The sequence below is a fragment of the Citricoccus muralis genome (assembly GCF_029637705.1).
Taxonomy (GTDB): Bacteria; Actinomycetota; Actinomycetes; order Actinomycetales; family Micrococcaceae; genus CmP2.
In genome coordinates this window covers 2,511,581-2,532,326 of the sequence record NZ_CP121252.1, presented here as the reverse complement: position 1 = coordinate 2,532,326, position 20,746 = coordinate 2,511,581, and the positions used below count along the sequence as shown (strand labels likewise).

23 protein-coding genes are annotated in these 20,746 nt (G+C 66.4%); 13 read left to right on the top strand and 10 right to left on the bottom strand.

Features of this window, described 5'->3' with window-relative positions; translation table 11 throughout:
• The first annotated feature begins 11 nt into the window (after positions 1 to 11).
• Positions 12 to 614, top strand: coding sequence for a response regulator transcription factor (locus P8192_RS11620; protein WP_278159813.1), 603 nt, complete (start codon positions 12 to 14; stop codon positions 612 to 614).
• Here the strand turns inward: P8192_RS11620 and P8192_RS11615 are convergent.
• Complete coding sequence (locus P8192_RS11615; protein WP_278157200.1) at positions 611 to 1,345, bottom strand: septum formation family protein; 735 nt, start codon at positions 1,343 to 1,345, stop codon at positions 611 to 613. The genes P8192_RS11620 and P8192_RS11615 overlap by 4 nt on opposite strands.
• Before the next feature lie 300 nt (positions 1,346 to 1,645).
• On the opposite strand from P8192_RS11615, the gene P8192_RS11610 reads away from it, so the two are divergent.
• The 9 genes from P8192_RS11610 to P8192_RS11570 all read left to right on the top strand — a co-directional run bounded on the left by P8192_RS11610 (position 1,646) and on the right by P8192_RS11570 (position 9,647).
• A complete protein-coding gene (locus P8192_RS11610) occupies positions 1,646 to 1,861 on the top strand; it encodes a DUF3073 domain-containing protein (protein WP_270107312.1) in 216 nt (71 codons plus the stop codon).
• The gene (locus P8192_RS11605) at positions 1,833 to 2,831 is read left to right on the top strand and encodes a Sir2 family NAD-dependent protein deacetylase (RefSeq protein ID WP_278157199.1); all 999 of its coding nucleotides are present in this window, start codon (positions 1,833 to 1,835) and stop codon (positions 2,829 to 2,831) included. The genes P8192_RS11610 and P8192_RS11605 overlap by 29 nt, the downstream gene beginning before the upstream one ends.
• 73 nt (positions 2,832 to 2,904) lie before the next feature.
• Positions 2,905 to 3,207 carry a helix-turn-helix domain-containing protein gene (locus tag P8192_RS11600; RefSeq protein WP_278157198.1) on the top strand — a complete coding sequence of 101 codons (303 nt, stop codon included), beginning with the start codon at positions 2,905 to 2,907 and terminating at the stop codon, positions 3,205 to 3,207.
• A 130-nt stretch (positions 3,208 to 3,337) separates the two neighbouring features.
• Complete coding sequence (locus P8192_RS11595; protein ID WP_278157197.1) at positions 3,338 to 4,120, top strand: ABC transporter ATP-binding protein; 783 nt, start codon at positions 3,338 to 3,340, stop codon at positions 4,118 to 4,120.
• The gene (locus P8192_RS11590) at positions 4,117 to 5,100 is read left to right on the top strand and encodes a siderophore-interacting protein (RefSeq protein WP_278157196.1); all 984 of its coding nucleotides are present in this window, start codon (positions 4,117 to 4,119) and stop codon (positions 5,098 to 5,100) included. The genes P8192_RS11595 and P8192_RS11590 overlap by 4 nt, the downstream gene beginning before the upstream one ends.
• Before the next feature lie 523 nt (positions 5,101 to 5,623).
• Positions 5,624 to 6,805, top strand: a complete 1,182-nt coding sequence (locus P8192_RS11585; protein WP_278157195.1) for a sulfurtransferase — start codon at positions 5,624 to 5,626, stop codon at positions 6,803 to 6,805.
• 50 nt (positions 6,806 to 6,855) lie between these two features.
• The gene (locus tag P8192_RS11580; protein ID WP_278157194.1) at positions 6,856 to 8,088 is read left to right on the top strand and encodes a YeeE/YedE family protein; all 1,233 of its coding nucleotides are present in this window, start codon (positions 6,856 to 6,858) and stop codon (positions 8,086 to 8,088) included.
• A gap of 15 nt (positions 8,089 to 8,103) precedes the next feature.
• Positions 8,104 to 9,054: a cysteine synthase A gene (gene cysK, locus P8192_RS11575; RefSeq protein WP_278157193.1), complete on the top strand. Its 951-nt coding sequence runs from the start codon at positions 8,104 to 8,106 to the stop codon at positions 9,052 to 9,054.
• A 140-nt stretch (positions 9,055 to 9,194) separates the two neighbouring features.
• Positions 9,195 to 9,647 (top strand): DUF2087 domain-containing protein, encoded by a 453-nt coding sequence (locus P8192_RS11570; RefSeq protein WP_278157192.1) that lies wholly within the window; start codon positions 9,195 to 9,197, stop codon positions 9,645 to 9,647.
• Between the two features lie 44 nt (positions 9,648 to 9,691).
• Here P8192_RS11570 and purM read toward each other — a convergent pair whose 3' ends face one another.
• The 9 genes from purM to P8192_RS11525 all read right to left on the bottom strand — a co-directional run bounded on the left by purM (position 9,692) and on the right by P8192_RS11525 (position 16,812).
• On the bottom strand, positions 9,692 to 10,873 hold the full coding sequence (gene purM, locus P8192_RS11565) for a phosphoribosylformylglycinamidine cyclo-ligase (protein WP_278157191.1): 1,182 nt from the start codon (positions 10,871 to 10,873) through the stop codon (positions 9,692 to 9,694).
• A 59-nt stretch (positions 10,874 to 10,932) separates the two neighbouring features.
• Positions 10,933 to 12,447 carry an amidophosphoribosyltransferase gene (gene purF / locus P8192_RS11560; protein ID WP_278157190.1) on the bottom strand — a complete coding sequence of 505 codons (1,515 nt, stop codon included), beginning with the start codon at positions 12,445 to 12,447 and terminating at the stop codon, positions 10,933 to 10,935.
• 94 nt (positions 12,448 to 12,541) lie between these two features.
• Positions 12,542 to 12,949, bottom strand: a complete 408-nt coding sequence (locus tag P8192_RS11555; RefSeq protein WP_278157189.1) for a hypothetical protein — start codon at positions 12,947 to 12,949, stop codon at positions 12,542 to 12,544.
• Between the two features lie 34 nt (positions 12,950 to 12,983).
• Complete coding sequence (locus P8192_RS11550) at positions 12,984 to 13,118, bottom strand: hypothetical protein (RefSeq protein WP_278157188.1); 135 nt, start codon at positions 13,116 to 13,118, stop codon at positions 12,984 to 12,986.
• Positions 13,119 to 13,433: 315 nt separating this feature from the next.
• Positions 13,434 to 14,423 (bottom strand): asparaginase, encoded by a 990-nt coding sequence (locus tag P8192_RS11545; RefSeq protein ID WP_278157187.1) that lies wholly within the window; start codon positions 14,421 to 14,423, stop codon positions 13,434 to 13,436.
• On the bottom strand, positions 14,420 to 15,124 hold the full coding sequence (locus P8192_RS11540) for a FadR/GntR family transcriptional regulator (protein ID WP_278157186.1): 705 nt from the start codon (positions 15,122 to 15,124) through the stop codon (positions 14,420 to 14,422). Before P8192_RS11540 ends, P8192_RS11545 begins: the two co-directional genes overlap by 4 nt.
• A 43-nt stretch (positions 15,125 to 15,167) precedes the next feature.
• Positions 15,168 to 15,533 (bottom strand): sterol carrier family protein, encoded by a 366-nt coding sequence (locus P8192_RS11535; RefSeq protein ID WP_270107327.1) that lies wholly within the window; start codon positions 15,531 to 15,533, stop codon positions 15,168 to 15,170.
• Positions 15,533 to 16,531, bottom strand: a complete 999-nt coding sequence (locus tag P8192_RS11530; protein WP_278157185.1) for an asparaginase — start codon at positions 16,529 to 16,531, stop codon at positions 15,533 to 15,535. Before P8192_RS11530 ends, P8192_RS11535 begins: the two co-directional genes overlap by 1 nt.
• Positions 16,528 to 16,812 carry a hypothetical protein gene (locus P8192_RS11525; protein WP_270107329.1) on the bottom strand — a complete coding sequence of 95 codons (285 nt, stop codon included), beginning with the start codon at positions 16,810 to 16,812 and terminating at the stop codon, positions 16,528 to 16,530. The genes P8192_RS11530 and P8192_RS11525 overlap by 4 nt, the downstream gene beginning before the upstream one ends.
• A 37-nt stretch (positions 16,813 to 16,849) precedes the next feature.
• Here P8192_RS11525 and purD point away from each other — a divergent pair, with 37 nt between their 5' ends.
• The 3 genes from purD (at position 16,850) to P8192_RS11510 (ending at position 20,741) form a co-directional block, all read left to right on the top strand.
• A complete protein-coding gene (purD, locus tag P8192_RS11520; protein WP_278157184.1) occupies positions 16,850 to 18,127 on the top strand; it encodes a phosphoribosylamine--glycine ligase in 1,278 nt (425 codons plus the stop codon).
• On the top strand, positions 18,124 to 19,029 hold the full coding sequence (locus P8192_RS11515; RefSeq protein WP_270107331.1) for a phosphoribosylaminoimidazolesuccinocarboxamide synthase: 906 nt from the start codon (positions 18,124 to 18,126) through the stop codon (positions 19,027 to 19,029). The genes purD and P8192_RS11515 overlap by 4 nt, the downstream gene beginning before the upstream one ends.
• Before the next feature lie 62 nt (positions 19,030 to 19,091).
• Complete coding sequence (locus tag P8192_RS11510) at positions 19,092 to 20,741, top strand: long-chain-fatty-acid--CoA ligase (protein WP_278157183.1); 1,650 nt, start codon at positions 19,092 to 19,094, stop codon at positions 20,739 to 20,741.
• The last annotated feature ends 5 nt before the right edge of the window (positions 20,742 to 20,746 follow it).

The following is a 20,746-nucleotide window of genomic DNA, read 5'->3' as shown; positions in this document are numbered from 1 at the left end:
AAGGACTTCAGATGATCCGTGTGATGATCGCCGACGACGAGACCATGATCCGCACTGCCATGGAGACGCTGCTGGGGCTGGAGGAGGACCTGGAGATCCTGCCCGGCGTTGCCGACGGCCGTGCTGCGGTCGCCGCTGCGGTGCGGCTGACTCCGGATGTGTGCGTGCTCGATCTGGAAATGCCCGAGCTTGACGGGGTGGATGCCGCCCGCGAGATCGCCGCCTCCGTAGCGACCAAGGTCATCATCTGCACCCGCCACGCCCGACCCGGAGTGCTGCGCCGCGCGCTGGCCGAGAAGGTCGCCGGATTCGTGCCGAAATCCACGCCGGCCGAGCGGCTGGCTGGAGTGATCCGCGAAGTGATGGCGGGACGGCGCTACGTCGACCCCGAGATCGCCGCCACCGCACTGACCGCCGCGCGGTGCCCACTGACCGGCCGGGAGCTGGATGTGCTGCGCGCCGGACGCAACGCCACCTCGGTGGCACAGATCGCCCAGCAGTTGAATCTGGCTCCGGGAACCGTGCGGAACTACCTTTCCTCCGCCATGCAGCAGCTGGGCGTGAGCACCCGCGCTGAAGCATCCCAGCACGCCTGGGAGCAGGGCTGGATCTAGCCCTCGTCGGTGTCGGCCTCGGCGTCAGTTTCGGGCGATTCCTCGCCGGAAGCCGAACCGGTGTTGTCGACCACCGGGTTCTCTACCAGGGTGCCGGTGAGCTGGCCTTCGGTGGTGGTAGCCAGGCAGTCCACCCGGCGGTCGCCTTCGCCCCAGGAGCCTTCGGAGGGGTTGGTCACCTGGATCACTACGGGGGCGTCGGCGGTGCCGGTCAACTGGATGGAGCCGCAGAATTCTTCGGCGGCGGCACGCATCTGGTCAGTGCCCGGGTAGGCGTCGGCGTCGGCAAAAGTTTGGCGTCCCACCAGTTCCGCCTCGTGGGGCTGATCGCATTCGATGACGGTGGCCGGATCCTGGGTGGAGGTGAAATCGGTGAGGCAGTCGCCCGGCTCGAAGTCCTCGGGCGGCAACCCGGTGGCGATAATGCCGTCAAGACCCGGATTCTCGTTCCGTTCGGTGGCGGTCGGGGTCTCCTCGTTGGAGTCTGAGTTGAGCATCGAGCTCACCCACGGCACCACCACGAGGCCGATCACCACGATCACAACGAGCAGGGCACCGGTGGTGAGCCAGCGGTTGCGGTTCTGGCGACGACGGCGCACATCGCGGCGCGACTTCTTGCGCTCGGTATCGGCGAGCACCGAGGTCTGCGGTGCCTCATCGGACACGGTGAAGGGATCCTCGGGGGTCGTCTCGGCGGGACCTTCGACGTTCTCGTCGGGTGGCTGCGTCATCGTCGCTCGACTGTCCTTCTGATGGTTGCTCGTGGATTGCTGGTGCTGCGTCGTCGTTCGCCCTATCGTGCCACGGTTCCGGGGTGTGAGTGCACCGCAGACGGGCGGAAGATTCCGCTGTCCGGGAAATCCGCCCTGAAGCGGGCACGTCCGAGCCCCAGAACCCGGTGGCTATGCGACGAAGTCCTGACAAACATGTTAACCTAGTGAGCACGAACCAACCTGTAGAAGCACACCTCCGCGCCAGCCGATCATGATCGCTGCCGCCGGGGACATGAGACCGCGAAGGGGGTCACGCTCATGGGGCGCGGCCGTCAGAAGGCAAAGGCTACCAAGCAGGCACGGGATATGAAGTATTTCTCCCCTGCCACCGATCTGTCTGCCCTCGAGGCAGAGCTGTCCGGCAAACGCTCGGGCTCTGAGGAAGACAACTATTCTGACCTCGCGGACAAATACGCCGACGTCTACGATGACGAGACCGACGACGATGACGCATCGTCGTATCGGACTCGCTGACATCGAACCGGATCATCCAGCGCATCGGGCTCACCAGGCCGCACTGCGCTCCATTGACCGGGTCGTTCACGATGATGCTCGCCCCCAGGGCGAGCATCTCGCACGTCCGGGTGTCTTGGGTGTCTTGCGGCAGTCGCCACTGATCATCACCGGGGCCGGAGTGTCCACCGATTCGGGAATCCCCGATTACCGTGGCCCGCAGGGTTCCCTGCGTCGGCACCGGCCGATGACCTACCAGGAGTTCCGTTTCGACGCCGCGGCGCGCCAGCGGTACTGGGCCCGGTCCTATGTGGGCTGGCGCCAGATGGTCGCGGCAGCACCGAACGACACTCACCGCATTCTCGCCGAGTGGAACGCCTGCGGGCTGATCTCCGGGATCGTCACCCAGAACGTAGACGGCCTGCACGCCCAGGCGGCCCGTGAGGTGGCGTCCGCCAGCCAGATCAGCCACGAACACGATCCAGCGGCGCTCGTCGCACTGCACGGGGACCTCGACCGGGTGATCTGCCTGAACTGTGGTGCCATGGAGTCGCGGCACGGCCTGGACGCCCGGCTCGATGAGGTCAACCCCGGCTACATTGACGCCGCGCTGTCGGACCGCCTCGACGTGAACCCCGACGGCGATGTCAGCCTGCCGGATGGGCTGATCGGCGACTTTCAGATGGTGGCCTGCCTAAACTGTGGCTCGTTTTTGCTCAAGCCCGACGTCGTGTATTTCGGCGAATCTGTTCCGCCAGAACGCCGCCGTCACGCATCAGAACTGCTCGACGACGCCGGCGGACTGCTGGTGATCGGTTCCTCGCTGGCGGTGATGAGCGGCTACCGCTTCGTGCTCGACGCTCAGCGCGCGGGCAAACCGGTGGCACTGATCAATGCCGGACCCACCCGAGCCGATGCCAAGGCCGAGTACCGGTGGCGTGCTCGGGTGGCCCCCGCCGTCACCTGGTTGCACGGCCAGCTCGAGACGTGAGCGTCACCCGCACCCGGTCCACCGAGGTGCGCAGTCTGACCGTCTACGCCGCCGGTGCGGTGGAGACCCTGACGTGATCCCGCGGGACCTGCATGAGTGGTCTGTGCTGCTGGGCATCAGCACCCGCACCGTCACCCGGCTGCTGACCGAGCAGACCGGACTGGGCTTCTCCCGCTGGCGTATGACGGTGCGTGCCCAACACGCGGTGCGCCTGCTCGCCCACGGCCACGGCATCGAACACGGCCACGGCATCGAATGCGCCGCCGAGGTCATCGGTTACCGCACCGTGAGCGCCTTCGGTGCGGCATTCAAAGAGTGCACCGGCATGACGCTGGGTACCTTCCGCAGCAGCCTTGACCTGTCCGAACAGCGGTAGTGAGCCGCAGAACTGCGCGATTGCGCGTCCGCATAGATCTGCCTACTCTAATTGAGGCAATCATGACAGATCTATTACGGGTTGACTCATGAACGCCTGCGAAGACTGGAGGGACGAATGCGTTCACTGCGTGTTCCCACGGCGCCTCGAAACCCCGCTGACTGCCCTGACTGTGGCTGCTGCATTAGCGCTGACCGCATGCGGCGGCACCGGCAACGACGCCGACGTCATCCTGGTTGCCTACTCGGGGCTGACTCAGCAGGACTACGACTCTCTCTCCGAGACGGCGGAGGAGAACCCCGAACTCGAAGGCAAGTCTGCGATGTTTTTGACCCAGGTTAATTCCTCCGACCTGAGCGAGGTCAGCTTCTACACCACCCATGATCCGCGCACGGCGTTCTTCAACGACCTGGGTCTGGAGACTCCGGAATCCGGGGCCGAGACCTCCGACGGCACCGAAGAGTTCTCCCAGACCGTCAGCGCCGAGCCGCTGTCCGAGGCCGATGAGCGACCGGTGGCCGCCGCACTGGAAGCCACTCACGCCCACGGCCTGGTGGACCGGCCCGTGGATGAGCTCTCCGGGGGCCAGCGTCAGCGGGTCTGGATCGCCTTGGTGCTGGACCTGCTCACCGAACTGAACCAAAACGTGGGTACCACCGTGGTGATGGTGCTGCATGACCTGAATATAGCGGCCCGCTACGCCGACCACCTGATGGCGATTGTCGACGGCACCGTACACTCGGCCGGGACACCCCATGAGGTGCTGACCACGCAGAGCGTACGGTCCGTGTTCGGCTTGGACTCGCTCATCATCACCGACCCGGTGTCGAACCAGCCCCTCATGGTGCCCATGGGCCGCCACCACCGCACCGACCGCCCGCCGCATCCACCAACGTCCCAGGAGACCGCGTGACCACATCGAACAACAGTTACCCCTCCACCCGTGCTTACCGCGTGCAGGTGGCTGCCCGCCAGAGCCTCAGCGAGCACTTCGTCCGCTTCACCTTCAGCGGCGACGAGGTTCAGCACTTCGGCACCGATCGGCTCGATCAACGCATCAAGTTGCTCTTCCCGCTGGCCGACGGCTCCTATACCGACATCGGCATGTTCTCCGACCCTCGGCCCACCATGATGCAGTGGTACCAAGCCTGGCGGCTACTCGAAGAGGACCAGCGGAATCCGATGCGCACCTACACCGTGCGCCAGGTGCGTCCGGAACAGGCTGAGGTGGACGTCGACGTCGTGCTGCACGGCACCGAGGGACCAGCCTCCGCCTGGGCCTCCACCGCCCAGATCGGTGACGAGATCGTCATCGTCGGGCCGGATTCCCGCGCGGACACCACCAACGGCGGCATTGATTTCAAACCGGGTGAGGCCACCGATCTGCTACTGGCCGGTGACGAGACCGCAGCGCCTGCGATTCTGTCCATCCTGACACAGCTCGCCGAACGTGAGCAGGCCGAGCCCGGGCTGCGATACACCGGGCACGCCCTGATCGAGGTGCCCTCCGACACTGACGTGATGGACGCCGAGGTCACGGTTCCCTCCGGAATGACCCTGACGTGGCTGGGGCGCAACGGTGCTGGGCACGGAGAGAAATTGACGGCCGCAGCGAAGCAAACAGCAGCCGAGTTCTACCGAGACGCGGATGCTAGGGCCAGCGTGGGCGCGAATTCAGCCTCAGCCGGTCAAGACACCGAGCTCGTCGAGGATGAGAACATCCTGCTCTGGGAGTCCCCCGATGCCGGATCCGCTCAGCGCTATGCCTGGCTGGCGGGTGAGGCCGGAGTGATCACCGGGCTACGCCGTCACCTGGTCAAGGAGCTCGGCGTGGACCGCAAGACCATCGCATTCATGGGCTACTGGCGTCACGGCCGAGCCGAGGGCGCCTGAGGTCTTCGGGCGATGGGGAAGGGGGAACCCTTGAGCACTCCGCTGGCCGTGATCGCCGGAGCGTCTGGATTCATTGGTGGCGCATTCAAACGGGACTTGGAGTCCCGCTGCTACCGAATACGCACTATCGGCCGCAGCCCCTGGCACCGCACTGGCGGGAATCGGCGGTTCAGCTGGATCCACGTCGATGATGTCCTCGGCGCGGTCCGTTTCATCGATGAGACCCCGAGCGTGGAGGGACAGGTGAACCTGGCCGCACCCGACCACGGTCTGGGAGCCGCAACAGGACCACTCCATATACCACTCGTGCCGGACGTGGTCATTCCGCCGGAGATGGGGGACTTGAATGGAATAGCGTGTCGGCAAATTACTCGAGGGTTGGGGCGGAACCTCGAAGCTTGACAGATTGGTGTGCACGCAACATCTCACACCGTCCTCAGGCGGCGAATTCACCAGCAATGCTGGGAAACACTCCTGGGACACTCACACGAATCGACGCACCACGGAGAGGACCGATCCCAGCATGAGCGCAGACAAAGACAACATCCAGACAGGGACGAAGGGCAAGCCCACATGGCAGCTGCCCGTGGCCTTCGTTGCTGTCGCGGCGGTGGCGGCGGTCGCCGGTGGCGTGATCGTGAACAGCGTCGGCGGCAGCGGCGATTCCCCGACGACCGCCGCATCAGGCGGCGGAGGTGAACAGGCCCAGACGGTGTCGGACGTCACCGTGGTCGGTGAACACCGCGGTTACGACGAGGTGCACCAGGGCGGCGAGGAGAACCTCGAGAACGTCCTGGTGAGCACCGAGTGGCTCGACGAGCGCCTGCAGGAGGGTTCCCTCTCCGATCAGGGCATCGTGCTCATCGACATCTCGGAGCACCTGGCATCGTCCGAACTGACCCCTTACCAGGAGGGTCACATTCCGCAGGCCCAGTACGTGAACTGGAGCGAAGGCTTCACCCAGCCGAACACCCGCGAATTCATTACGCAAGATGAGTTCACCGAGCTCGCCCAGAGCCTCGGCATCAACGAGGGCGACACCATCGTGCTCTACGGCGACAACAGCAACTGGTTCGCCGCTTACGGTGCGTGGGTATTCAACCTCTACGGCGCCGAAGACGTGCGCCTGCTCGACGGCGGACTGCACAAGTGGGAGGTCTTCGACGGCCGTGAGCTCACCGAAGAAGTGCCGCAGGTGACCCAGGGTGACTGGGTCGCACAGCCGCAGAACCTCGACATTCGTGCTCTGCAGCCCGAGGTGCTCGACGTCGCCGAGGAGAACGTCAACGACGGTGGTTCCGACGTCACACTGGTCGACATCCGATCCAAGGACGAGTACGACGGCGCCATCGGCGTCGACCCCGCGATCTTCGGTGGAGAAGCGACCACGATCTGGGGCCACATTCCCGGCGCCGTCAACGTCACCTGGAGCACGATCGTCGACGAGGAGACCGGACAGTTCCTGCCCGCCGACGAAATCCGCGCCATCTACGAAGAGGCGGGCGTCGACTTCGACGAGCTGATCATCACCTATTGCCGCATCGGTGAGCGTGCCTCTCACACGTGGTACGCACTGAGCCAGATCCTGGGTGCCGATGTGAAGGTCTACGACGGTTCGTGGACGGAGTGGGGCAACAGCGTGGGCGTGCCGGTGGGGAACAACACCGATCAGCGCGCAGGTCTCTGGGGTTCCAGCGAATCGTGACCTGCTCGACAACAACCACCTCGGCGGTCACTGAAGAAACAGACTCCTCGGTGACCGCCGAAGCCGCGCTGGGATGGACGCGCGGCGATACGATTCGTACCATCATCGCGCTGGCGGTCGCCGCGGCGCTTTTAGGCACCGCGAGCTGGCTCGCCGCCATCGGCGGCGAGGGCGTCGGCGGCCAGAATGCAGCCTTCATCCTGCTGGTCGGCGCGGGGCTCGGTATCCTGTTCGAACGCGGCCGCTACTGCTTCTTCTGTATCTTCCGGGACTTCTTCGAGAACAGGAACTCGCGCGGCCTGTATGCGGTGCTCGTCTCGATCGCGGTCGGCACGCTGGGGTATGCGGTGATCTTCAGCATGCGGATCCCGAACCCCACCGGCAACCAGATACCGGAGGACGCTCATATCGCGCCGGTCTCGGTCGCGCTCGTCGTTGCCGGCCTCGCCTTCGGCGTCGGCATGGTGATCTCGGGCGGCTGCATCGCAGGCCACCTCTACCGGTTGCCCCAGGGCCACCTGCGGTCGATCCCGGCCCTCATCGGCGTCGTGCTCGGCTTCGGTGCCGGCTTCTTGTCGTGGGACGTCATCTATTCAGCGTTCATCCTCGGCGCGCCCGTGCCGTGGCTGCCGTCGGGCAACGGCTACACGGTCTCCGTAGTGCTGCAGCTCGCGGTGCTGGCGGGCCTCGGCATCTGGCTGCTGAAGTGGAACCCGCGGGTGCAGGCCCGACCCGCTCGTACGATCGATGGAACCGAGATCCGCAGATCGCTCTTCTTCACCCGCTGGCCGGCACTCGTGACGGGCGCCGCGGTCGGCCTCATCGCCGTGCTCGCCTACTACAAGGATCAGCCGCTGGGCGTTACGAGTCAGATCTCATCGCTCACGCGCACGCAGATGACGGACCACGGTTTGCTGCCGAGCTTCATGCCGGGCCTCGACGAGCGTCTCGCTGGCTGCGTCGCTGTTGTGGTGCACACGATCACCACGAACGGCTGGCTCATTCTCGGCATTTTCTCGGCATCGCTCGTCATGGCGCTGCTCGGGCGACGCGTGAAGGCCGAGCGCACGACCGTGCTCAACTCATCGACCGCGCTGCTGGGTGGCGTCTTGCTCGGCTGGGGCTCGATGATCGGCCTGGGCTGTACCATTGGCGTGCTGCTTTCGGGCACACAGGCGATGGCGCTCTCGGGCTGGGTGTTCGGGATCGCGGTGTTCGCGGCCGCGGGCGTCTCCTTCAAGCTGGGGCTGCACCGACGCACGAACCCCACCGCATACAACTAGACGTAGGGAATCACCATGTCAGAACACGCGCGGCCGAAAATCGCCGCGGACCTCACCGAACTTGTGGGGCGCACCCCCTTGGTGCAGATCAACCGGGTGGTGCCCGCTGGCGGAGCGCGGGTATTGGCGAAGCTCGAATCACAGAATCCCGCGGCCAACGTGAAGGACCGCACCGCGCTCTCGATCATCGAGGCGGCAGAGGCGGACGGGCGTTTGCAACCCGGCGGCACCATCCTTGAGGCGTCGAGCGGCAACACGGGAATCGCACTCGCCTGGATCGGTGCTGTGAAAGGCTACCGGGTGATCATCGTGATGCCCGACGATGTCTCGCTCGAACGGCGCACCCTACTGAAGGCTCTCGGCGCCGAGCTGGTGCTGACGCCGGGCCACACGGCGATGGCTGGCGCCAACGAGGAGGCCGGCCGCATTCTCGACACGTTGCCCGGAGCGTTCTTGTCGGGGCAGGGCGGCAACGACGCGAATCCCGAGGTGCACGAGCGCACCACGGGCCCGGAGATCTGGCACGATACGTGCGGCCAGGTCGACATCTTCGTCGCCACCGTAGGCACGGGCGGTACCCTGACGGGCACGGGCCGGTACCTGAAGTCGCAGAACCCCGAGGTGCGCGTGGTTGCCGTTGAACCCGCGGAGGCACCGGTGTTAGCGGGCGGCGAATTCCAGCCCCACAAGATCCAGGGCATCATCGGCGGCAATGGTTTCCCGCCGGTGCTCGAGATCGAGATCGCCGATGAGATCATCGGCGTGCAGCAAGATCACGCGCTCGATGTGGCCCGCGAGGCTCTCGCAACAGAGGGCCTGATCGTCGGGGTTTCCTCGGGCGCGGCGCTCGCCGCAGCTCGCGAGCTGGCGGCCCGCCCCGAAAACGCGAACAAGACCATTGTGACGGTGCTTCCGGACACCGGCGAACGCTATCTCTCATCGGAACTGTTCGACCACGCACGCTGACCCCGCGCTCACATCGCCGATTGCTTCACGTCGTAGTATTCGAAGGGACCAGATAGCGCAGCAAGGATCGAACCGACGTGGATACTCAAAACCAGTGGCGGCCCCTCATCTCCGTTTTCGCCAATGCAGACTCCCGTCGTGTGGCGGCAGAAATCATGCTTGGTGCGACTGTCGAGTCTGCGATCGCTGACCTCTCGCCGTCGAAGCGGCGAAAAGTGACCAAAGCGCTGGTAGACAGCGGCATGGTGGATCCGGAAACACAGGCCTTCGTGCCGGATGTCTTCCGAAAAGTTCTCGAGTCCACGCATGTCCCGACGCGCCAGGGGCGTGAGCGATTCGTAGACGGGAAGCGGATTCTGCAGTACCCCGCGAACCTCGAAGAACGAGGTGAATTGCTGGCCTGGGTGGCGAGCGAGGTATTCACTGCGGACGAGGTCCTGACCGAACGTCAAGTCAACGACAGGCTCCGTCCTTTCTCCCAGGATGTTGCCGTACTGCGCCGCTACCTCGTCGATTACGAATTGGTCGAGCGTCGATCCGATGGGACTGAATATGCGCTGACTGGGCGCGGGCCCGCGTCAATGCAATCGTGAGCCGCTGGGGCTGACAACGCTCCGAACGAGTTCGGGACGATGAATCAGCCTGCGTAGGCGCCTGTCATGAGCACGGCCCCGCCGTCGACGCCCTTGGCACCCTGCACGTAGTCCACACTGGTGGTCGGTGCGGTGGCGGCGTCGATCTCGGAGACGGTGCCCAAATGCCAGGAGTCCACCCCGCGGGCGTTCAGCCAGCGCAGGGTCTCCTCGGCTGCTTCGGCGTCCACGACGGCGATCATGCCGACACCCAGGTTCAGGGTGCGCTCCAGATCGGGCTGGGGCACCTGTCCCAGTTCGGCAAGCACGGAGAACACTGGGGGCAGCGACCAGGTGGTGCGGTCCACGGTGGCCATCAGACCCTGAGGCAGGACGCGGGCCAGGTTGGCCGCCAGCCCGCCGCCGGTGACGTGGGAGAAGGCGTGCATGGCGGGTTCGCCGGAGGCGGTGGTGACCGCGGCGGAGGCGCCGGTGCGGGCGTCGCCGTTGAGGTGACGGGTGAGCTCCAGGCAGTCGCTGGAGTAGATGCGGGTGGGGACGAGCAGTTCCTCGCCCAGGGTGCGGCCGAACTCGGGGACCTGGCGGTCCAGCGCCCAGTCGCGTTCGGCGATGATGCGACGCACCAGGGAGTAGCCGTTGGAGTGGATGCCGGAGGAGGCCATGGCAATGACCGCGTCGCCGGCGCGCACTCGCTCCGGGCCCAGCACCTCGGAGGCTTCGACCGCGCCGGTGGCGGCTCCGGCGACGTCGTATTCGTGCTCACCCAGCAGGCCGGGGTGTTCGGCGGTCTCCCCGCCCACCAGGGCGGTACCGGCCAGGCGGCAGCCCTCGGCGATGCCGCGGACGATGTCGGCGATGCGCTCGGGAACGACCTTCCCGCACGCGATGTAATCGGTCATGAACAGCGGCTCGGCGCCGATGACGACGATGTCGTCGACGACCATGCCCACCAGGTCCTGGCCGATGGTGTCGTGGATGTCGAGTGCCTGCGCGATGGCGACCTTGGTGCCCACCCCGTCGGTGGAGGTGGCCAGCAGCGGCTGGGTGTAGCGGGTCAGTGCAGAGGCATCCCACATGCCGGCGAAGCCGCCGAAGCCGCCTACGACGGATGCGGAGTGCGTGGCCTTCACGGCCTCTTTCATCAGCTCGACGGCCTTGTCGCCGGCTTCGACGTCGACTCCGGCGCCGGCGTAGGTGATGGGGGCGGAATCTGGTTGCTGCGTCATGATGTGCCTCGGTTTCTGCGTCTGCGTCAGCGGGGTCGTGTCAGTCTTCTCGGAAGGGCTCAGGACTCTTGATCGCCGGCGACGAATTCCAGGTATTCCTCGGTGACGTCGCCGGTCACGTACTCTCCGGTGAAGCAGGACATCTCCAGGCCGTCCCAGTCGGTGTCGGCCATGATGGCCTCGGCCATGTCCTCCACGCCCAGGTAGACGAGGTGGTCGCAACCGAGGATCTTGCGGACGTCCTCCACGCTGCGGTTATGGGCCACGAGTTCTTCGGCGTTGGGCATGTTGATGCCGTAGACGTGTGGGTAGCGGACCGGGGGAGCGGCGGAGGCGAAGGCGACCTTCACCGCGCCTGCTTCGTAGGCCATCTCCACGATCTGTTTGGAGGTGGTGCCGCGGACGATGGAGTCGTCGATGATCAGCACCTTCTTGCCCTCGAACTCGGAGCGCATGGCGTTGAGTTTCTGTCGCACCGACTTCTGGCGGACCTCTTGGCCGGGCATGATGAAGGTGCGGCCGACGTAGCGGTTCTTGTAGAAACCTTCGCGGTACTCCTTGCCCAGGGTGTGGGCTACCTGCAGGGCGGCGGGTCGAGCAGAATCGGGGATGGGCATGACCACGTCGAAATCGTCGTCGGGAACGTGCTTGCGCACGGTCTGGGCGAGTTTCTCGCCCATGCGCAGCCGGGCCTCGTAGACGGAGATGCCGTTCATCACCGAGTCGGGGCGGGCCAGGTAGACGTACTCGAAGGCGCAGGGAACCAGGGAGGTGTCGGTGGCGCACTGCTGGGACTGCATGCGTCCGGCCTCGTCGATGAAGACTGCCTCGCCGGGGGCGATCTCGCGGACGACCTCGTAGCCGCCGGCCTCCAGCACCAGGGACTCGGAGGCGACCACCCATTCTTGCTCGGGCAGTTCGTCGGAGAGCCCGTGGGTCTCGCGATAGGTGCGGGCTGCTTCGGCGATCTCCTCGGTGACCTGACGGCGGCCGAGCACCAGCGGGCGGATGCCCAGCGGGTCGCGGAAGGCGAGCAGGCCGTGGCCGGCGATCAGCGCAATGACGCCGTAGGCGCCGCGGATCCGGGAGTGGACCTTGGTGACGGCCTCGAAGATGGCGTCGGCGTCGAGGTGACGGTTGCCCACGTTGTCCTGCAGAGAGGAAGCCAGCACGTTGAGCAGCAGCTCGGTGTCGGACGAAGAGTTCAGATGGCGGAAATCACGCTCGCGCATCTGCTGGGTCAGCTCGCGGGTGTTGGTGAGATTGCCGTTGTGCACCAGCACGATGCCGTAGGGGGCGTTCACATAGAACGGCTGCGCCTCGTCCAGGTTGGTGGCGTGGCCTTTGGTGGCGTAGCGGACGTGGCCGAGGCCGATGTTTCCCAGCAGTTCGCGCATGTCACGGGTGCGGTAGGCCTCGCGGACCTGACCGGACTTCTTGGACTGGTGCAGGGTGCGCCCATCCGCCGTCGCGATGCCGGTGGAGTCCTGGCCGCGGTGCTGGACCAGGAGCAGAGAGTCGTAAACCTGCTGGTTTACGGGACCGGCCGAGACATGGCCAACGATTCCACACACGTGAGTGGCTCCTTGTGATGCTGTGGGTGCTGGTGGTTGCTGAAGTGCTGTTGATGCTGCCGGACCACACGAACATAGGGTCCGACTCCCTATGTTACTGCTCTGCGTCGCGCTCTCGGGACTGACGTCGCAGCTCGTCGAGATCGGTGCTGCCGAGGGCGAAATCGGCGTTGTCGTAGTCGGTGGTGGGTTCGGCGTAGACGGTGCGGGCGCGTTTCTTTGAACGGCGATCGACCAACAGCCAGGCCAGCGCACCCAGGGCGAGACCGGGCACCGCTAGGGTGACCATGAAGAAGCCCAGTGCGGACTCCTCCACGAAGTCCGGGTTAGGCTCTTGGGTGCCGTTGAGGATCAGTGCCGCGATGACCCCGAGCAGGGCGCCGCCGATAAGGAAGACGCTGAGACGCGGGGCCCGACGCAGCACCAGCTGCGTGGGATCCGAGGGGGTGGGGGACTCTGGCTGACCGGGGTCGTCCGGGGTGCTTGAAGCAGAACGCGACATAGTGCCCCCAGTCTAGCCAGAGTTCACCGGTGCGTCAGACGCGCGTCTGGTCGGCGTCGTCTTCGGTGCCCTCGCCGCCGGCCGGCTGCGCGGCCAGGGCGGGGCGCTCAGCCTTGCCGGAGAAGATCATGTAGAGGGCGATGGCGGTGATATTGACGATGGCAGGCATCGCCCGTTCAACCAGTACAGCCAGTGGGTGGCGAAAGCTGCTTTCTCACCGAAGAACTCTCGGGCGGTGGCGCCCAAGTTGATCTCGGTGGTCCTCGCCCGGCAGGACTGCTCCAGCTGCTCGAGAGCGTCCAGCGGCGGCTGCCCAGCGAGATAGGTCGCCATGTTCACCGTCGTCGGGTAGGCGTCGTTGGAGGACATGGGGTGAGAATCTTGTGCAGGATGGTGAATCGGGGTCGACGATCAGCCCGCGGTATGCCGGGCGCACCTCAGTCGGGGATCAGAAATCAGAAAGGCCAGAGAGGTGCCAGAGGTGTCAGTGGCGGACGGTGCGCGCGGTGCGGGGCAGGGCGCGTAAGCGGCCGACGATCTGGCCGCCACCGAAGGCCGGTGGGGCGAGGACGTCGGTCAGGGCGGGGGAATCCAGCTGGTGAGCCACGGGGGTGGGATGCTCAGCCAACAGGGCTAGGGTGATTGGCATTCGGGCGCGGTCGGCGCCGTCGGCGATCTTGAGGGCCACAGCGGTGCCGTCGGCCAGGGCGAGTGCTTGGATGCCCTCGAATCCGTCTTTGGCGACCGCGCCGTCGAGGGTGCGCATTACGGTGGTGACATCGCGGCCCTCGCCGGCCACCAGCTCGGGGTGGGCGCGCATCGCTGCGGCAACCCGGCCCTCGGGGGTGTCGGCGTCGGCGGCGGCTAGTCGGGCGAAGCCGCGGGCCAGCGCCGGCAGGGTCAGGGCGTGCACGGGGGTTCCGCAGCCATCGGTGCTGATGTGCGCGGGAGTTTCACCGGTGAGTTCGATGACCGTGTCGGTGAGCAGTCGGTATACCGGGTGATTCTGGCTTAGATAGCCCTCCACGGGCCAGCCGTGCAGGCGGCACAGGGCGACCAGGGCGCTGTGTTTACCGGAGCAGTTCTGCGCCAGCTGGGTGGGGCCGTGTCCGGCGGCCAACCAGGCGGCGCGCTCTGCAGTGCCGTAGGGCAGGTCGATGGAGTTGTCCAGGTGCTCGGGGCCCAGCCCGGCGGTAGCGAGGGTGGAGAGAGCGACCCGCTGGTGTTCCTCAGACCCGGAGTGGCTGGCCGCAGCTAGGGCGATCTGTTCGTCGGTGAGGTCCAACCCGGCCCGCAGCATCCCGACCGCGAACAACGGCTTCAGGGCCGACCGCGGATAGAACGGGGTTTCGGCGTCGCCGTAGACGGTCGTCGAGTCTCCGGAGAGCACCACCGCGGATCCATAGTGCAGGGATTCCACCCGTTCGCCGCGGGTCTGGGCGGCCAGGGGGACGTGGTGGGGTAGTGCGGTCACGAGGTGCTCCTGTTGCTGGCGGCGACGGCGTTTTGAACGGTGTCGAGGTGGGCGCGCATGGCGGTGCCGGCAGCGGCGGCGTCCTTGGACTCGATGGCAGCGAGGATGGCGCGATGTTCCTGGTTGGAGGGATCGCGGCGCCCGCTCACCCGGTTCACGGTTCCCGACTGGCGGCTCATCGCCTCGCGGATATCGGTGACAACCCGGTCAAACACCGAGTTGCTGCTGGCGGCGGCGATGGCGGCGTGGAAAGCAGCGTCGAGTTCCACCCAGGTGGCGGCGTCGTCTTCCTGTTCCATCTGCTCGACGAGTCCGGCCAGCCGCTCCAGGTCGTAGTGGGTGCGCCGGACGGCGGCCAGCTCGGCAGCCGGGATCTCGATGTGGGGACGGGCCTCGTGCAGGTCTTCCGAGGAGTAGCCGCCCAGCATCAGCGTGCGGGTGGGGCGGTGAGACACCACGAACGTGCCGCGCCCGGTTTCGGTGCGGGTCAGGCCCATAGCGGCGCAGGAGCGCAACGCCTCACGGACCACCGAGCGCGAGACGCCGTAGTCCGAGGCAAGGCTGGCTTCGGAGCCCAGCTTGGCGCCGAGGGGAATTTCCTGGGCTTCAATGGACGAGCGCAAGGCATGGAAGACCGCTTCGGACGCGCTGGTGCGCACGATCGGTTGCTGTCCAGGTGTCCAGCTGTCTGACAGGTTCATGGACATGAGTGTGCAATGTGATGCAGGCTACGTCAAGCGCGGTTCAGAACAGGGGTAGGCGCTCGCTGAGATCCGCACGGAGCCCTGAGGCGGCGACGGCGCCGGAAGCGAGCGCGTCATCCCAGGTCAGGGTGCCCAGACACAGCGCCATCCAGGTGAACGGATCGGTCTCGATGACATTCGGCGGAGTGCCGCGGGTGTGGTCGGGACCCTGGATGCACTGGGTGACGCCGAAGGGTGGCACCCGGACCTCCACCGAGCGTCCGGGGGACAGGGCGGCGAGTTCCTCCAGGCTGAAGCGCACCGCGGTGCCGCGCACGGAGCGGGACAGTGCGGACGGGTCCTCGGCGTCGCGCCAGGCCTGGACGGCGGCCCGGCCCTCGACGGGGTCGATACGGCGCCGCGCCATCAGTCGAGCACCTCGAGCACGTCGTGGCCCAGCTGGATCCGGCCCACGGGTTTCCCGCCACCGAGCACCTGCGGCACTACGGTCTCCAGCACGGGGGTGATGGCGTCCAGCGGCACCGCTTCCGGGGCGAATTGAGAGAGCAGTACCAGCCCGACGAGCCCGCCGGCCCGGTGCGACCCGTCCTGGGCTTTCACCGCCACGGTGGTGCCATCGGGGGCGGCGAGCACGCGGACCCCCTCGGCTCCGAGCTTGGAGAGTACGCCGAGCTCGCGCAGGATCACGGTGTCGGAGCTGGTGGGACCGTGCACCGCACAGGGGTGCTCGAGCATGGCGGTGGCTACCTGAGCGGCGGCCAGCTCTGCGGTGCGCCGGTGCGGGGCCGACGCCACCTGTCCGATGCCGCGGGCCAGCCCGGTCAGCGAGAGTATCGGGGCCGGGGCGCCACAGCCATCCACGCCGTGATGGGTGATCGTCTCATCGCAGTACTGCTCGATCACCGAGAACACCTCGCGCTGCACCGGGTGTTCCGGGTCGAGGTAGGTCTCGGTGGGATGCCCGGCGGCGCGGGCGGCGGAGAGGAACCCGGAGTGTTTGCCCGAGCAGTTGAACGCCAAGGGCGTCTTGGTCAGCCGCACCGGGGCGCTGACGGCGGCCAGCCGGGCCACCTCACCGGAGTCAGCGGGATAGGCCTCCGGGCACTGCAGGTCGTCCTCGCTCAAACCGGCGTCGTCGAGAATGCGGGCGGCGACCTGCTGGTGGGCCTCGGTGCCGCGGTGCGAGCCACAGGCCAGGGCCAGCTGCTCGTCACGTAACGGTGCACCCACCCGCAGCGAGGCGATAGCCTGCAGGGGTTTCAGCGAGGAACGCGGATAAATAATGTCCTCCGGCGTGCCAACAGTGCAGAGCACGCTACCGTCGGGGCCCACCACCACGGCGGAGCCCTGCGAGGAAGACTCGACGACGTCGTTGCGCACCACGTTGATGAGTTGGGCGGTCATCGCCGGCCTCCCCGGCCCGAGCGCCGGCGGCGCAACAATACGGTGACGATGCTGCCAGCGATGACGCCCACGGTGAGCGAGATGGTGGCCTGGGGAATGTCACCCCGGCCGAATCCGGCCATCCGGAAGCCGTACCAGACGATCAGGGTGCAGGTGAAGCTGACGATCACCCACATATAGGTGACCTGCAGCCACCCTGGAATCAGCGGCGACGACGAGGGCGAGCGCCCGTATTGATGTCCGAAGGGATGATCGTCACGAGACCGGTCGGATTCATGCATACCGCCAGAATAGTGCACAGCCAGTAGGCTTGACCCCGTGAAGATTCTTGTGCTCGGCTCCGGCGGCCGCGAACACGCCATTATTCGTGCCCTCATGAACGACCCCGCGGTGGAGGAAATCCATGCCGCCCCGGGTAATGCGGGAATCGGGGGGGATGTGCCCGTGCACGCCGTCTCCGAAACCGACCCCGACGCGGTCGTGCAACTGACACAGCAGCTGGCGGCGGATCTGGTGGTGGTGGGCCCCGAGGCGCCGCTGGCTGCCGGGGTCACCGACGCCCTGCGCGCCGCTGGGATCGCCACGTTCGGCCCCTCACAGCAGGCCGCCCGACTGGAGTCCTCCAAGGCCTTCGCCAAGGAGATCATGAGCGACGCCGGCGTGCCCACCGCCTCCGCCCGTGTGGCCACCACCGCGGAAGAAGCCGCAGCTGCGTTGGACGAATTCGGCGCACCCTATGTGGTCAAGGACGACGGACTGGCCGCAGGCAAGGGTGTCGTGGTCACCGAGGACCGTGCGGAAGCCCTGGCCCACGCGCAGAGCTGCTTCGACGGCGGCTCGCAGGTCGTCATCGAGGAGTTCCTCGACGGACCCGAGGTCTCCCTGTTCGTCATCGCCGACGGCACCGACGCTGTAGCGCTGCAACCGGCCCAGGATTTTAAACGCATCTTCGACGGAGACGTCGGCCCCAACACCGGAGGCATGGGCGCCTACACCCCGCTGGACTGGCTGCCCGACGGCTTCGTCGACGAGGTGCTCGACACCGTGGCCCGGCCGGTGCTGGAGCAGATGGTCCAGCGCGGCACCCCCTTCAACGGCGTGCTCTACTGTGGGCTGGCCGTGACCGCCCGCGGGGTGCGCGTGATCGAATTCAACACTCGCTTCGGTGATCCCGAGACCCAAGCCGTCCTCGCCCAGTTGCGCTCGCCGCTAGGGCAGCTGCTGCACGCCGCCGCCACCTCCGAACTGAATGGGTACCCGGCGCTGGAGTGGGAGCCCGGCTACGCCGTCGACGTCGTGGTGGCTGCCGCCGGTTATCCGGGCACCCCGCGCAAGGGTGACGAGATCACTGGGCTCGACGAGGTGCAGGCCCCCGTGCTGCATGCCGGCACCGTGCTCGGAGAACACGGGACGTATCTGTCCGCCGGTGGCCGACTCCTCGCCGTGGTCGGCCAGGGCGAGACCCTCGCCGCAGCGCGCGAACAGGCTTACGCCGGGGTGGCCACCCTGAGCCTCGACGGCGGCCAGTGGCGCACCGACATCGGGTTGAAGGCCGAACGCGGCGACATCCAGATTCCGGGGGAGGAGCAGGCATGATCGAGATTCCCGGCTGGCGCCACATCTACTCCGGCAAGGTGCGTGACCTCTACGAACCCGCCGATTCCGAGCCCGGGGCCTCCACCACCGTGATGGTCGTGGCCTCTGACCGTATCTCCGCTTACGATTTTGCGCTGTCTCCCGCCATCCCCGACAAGGGCGCGGTGCTCACTCAGCTCTCGCTGTGGTGGTTCGAGCAGCTGGCTCAGCCCGACCCGGAGAACCCGGACGAGGAGCACATTCCGAATCACGTGGTCTCCCTGGACGTGCCCGAGCAGGTGCGCGGCCGGGCGATGATCGTGCGCCGGTTGCAGATGTACCCGGTGGAGTGCATCGCCCGCGGCTACCTCACCGGCTCCGGGCTGGCCGAATACCGCGAGCACGGCACTGTCACCGGCATTCCGCTGCCCCAGGGCCTCACCGATGGCTCCCGGCTGGAGGAGGCGATCTTCACTCCGTCCGCGAAAGCAGAGGTGGGCGAGCACGACGAGAACATCACCTTCGAGGAGATGGCCTCCCGGATTGGGCAGATCCCGGCGGAGCGACTGCGCCGGATGACGCTGCAGATCTACCGCCGCGCCGAACGCGCGGCTCGCGAGGCCGGCATCATCCTCGCCGATACCAAGGTCGAGTTCGGGGTCGACGTCGTTACCGGATTGATCACCCTGGGTGATGAGGTGCTCACCCCGGATTCTTCGCGGTTCTGGGATGCTGCCGATTATGAGCCGGGCCGCGCCCAGGCCTCGTTTGACAAGCAGTTTGTCCGCGACTGGCTCACCAGCACCGACTGGGACCGCACCTCGCAACCTCCGGAGCTGCCTCAGGAGATCGTGGCGAAGACCCGGGCCCGCTATGTGGAGGCATTTGAGCGGCTCACCGGCCGCGAATTCACCTGTGGATAAGCTGCAACGTTACCGCAACGTTGCGCCCAGTACCGACGTGACATTCCACCAGGAGGTCACTGATGACATCACCCGTACTGGGCACCGTCTCCACCATGGGCGACGCGCAGCTCACCACCACCCGCATGCTTGCTCACGCTGCCCGCAGCTTCGGCGATCAGGACGTCGTGCACCGCACCCTCGACGGCCAGTGGCACACCACCAACTACGCTGACACCTGGGCGCGGGTGCGACGCCTGGCGACCGGCTTCAGCGGCCTGGGCATCGGTGCTGGCACCCACGTGGGTCTGCTGATGTGGAACGATCTGCGCCACTTCGAGTCCTACTTCGCCGTGCCCGCACTCGCCGCGACCATGGTGCAGCTGAACCTGCGCCTGTCACCCACCGACCTCAGCTACGTCATCGAGCACTCCGGGGTCAGCCACATCATCGTCGATGAGTCCCTGCGCTCGGTCATGGAAGACGTCCAGGACCGGGTTTCGGTCACCTGGATCATCGCCAGCGACGACGTCGACGACGCCCGCGATGGCGAACTGCACTACGAGGCGCTGCTGGCCAGCGAAGACGAAGCAGAACGCTTCCAGCTGCCCGAGGTGGATGAGCGCACCGCTTCCGGCGCCTGCTTCACCACCGGCACCACCGGCCGGCCCAAGGGCGTGTTCTTCTCGCACCGCTCCACCTGGCTGCACGCCTCCGCGGTGGCGATGAACATCGGCATCACCGTGCAAGACACCATCATGTTCCTCACCCCGATGTTCCACGTGCAGTGCTGGGGACTGCCCTACACTGCCGTGCTGGTGGGTGCTCGCTCGGTGCTTCCCGGCCGGTTCGCCGCGACCGAGATGGAGATGCTCACCTCGGCCATGATGGATCACGGGGTCACCGTGGCCCCGGCCGCGCCGGCCATCCTGATGCCGATGCTGCAGCACCTGGAAGGGGTGGCTAAGAATGGCTCCGCTCCCGATTTCTCCAGGATGCGCCTGATCTGCGGAGCCTCCGAACCACCGCTGTCAATGATGCGGGGGTTCTATGAGCTCACCGGGGCCGAGGTGGTGCACGCCTACGGCGCCACCGAAACCTCCCCGGTCGCTTCCACCAACCGGTTGCGGCCCGGCTTGGGCCTCACCGAGGACGAGGCCTGGGAGCTGCGCCGGTCTCAGGGGTACGTGGTCCCCGGCGTCGACGTGAAGATCGTGGACCCGGCCGGTGAACCACTACCGCACGATGGCAAGTCCGTGGGCGAAATCATGCTGCGCGGTCCCTGGATCACCGCGGAGTACTACCAGAACCCGGAGGCCAGCGAGGCCGGCTTCGACGCCGAGGGTTACTGGCGTTCCGGCGACGTGGGATTCATCGACTCCCGCGGCTACCTCAAGGTCACCGACCGGCTCAAAGACGTGATCAAGTCCGGTGGCGAGTGGATCTCCTCCATCGATATGGAGAACCTCATCGTCAGCCTGCCCGGGGTTGCTGAAGCAGCGGTCTTCGGCATCCCCCACCCGAAATGGGAAGAACGGCCGCTGGCGCTCGTCGTCGCTCAGGAGGGGGACTCTGTGAGTGACGATGACGTCCGCGGTGTCTTACGCGGCGCCTTCGCCGACTGGCAGTTGCCCGACGAAGTGCTGTTCGTGGATACCATTGCCCGCACCTCGGTGGGCAAGCTCAACAAGAAGGGGCTGCGAGAGCAGTACCGGGACCAGTACCAGAGCTGATTCTG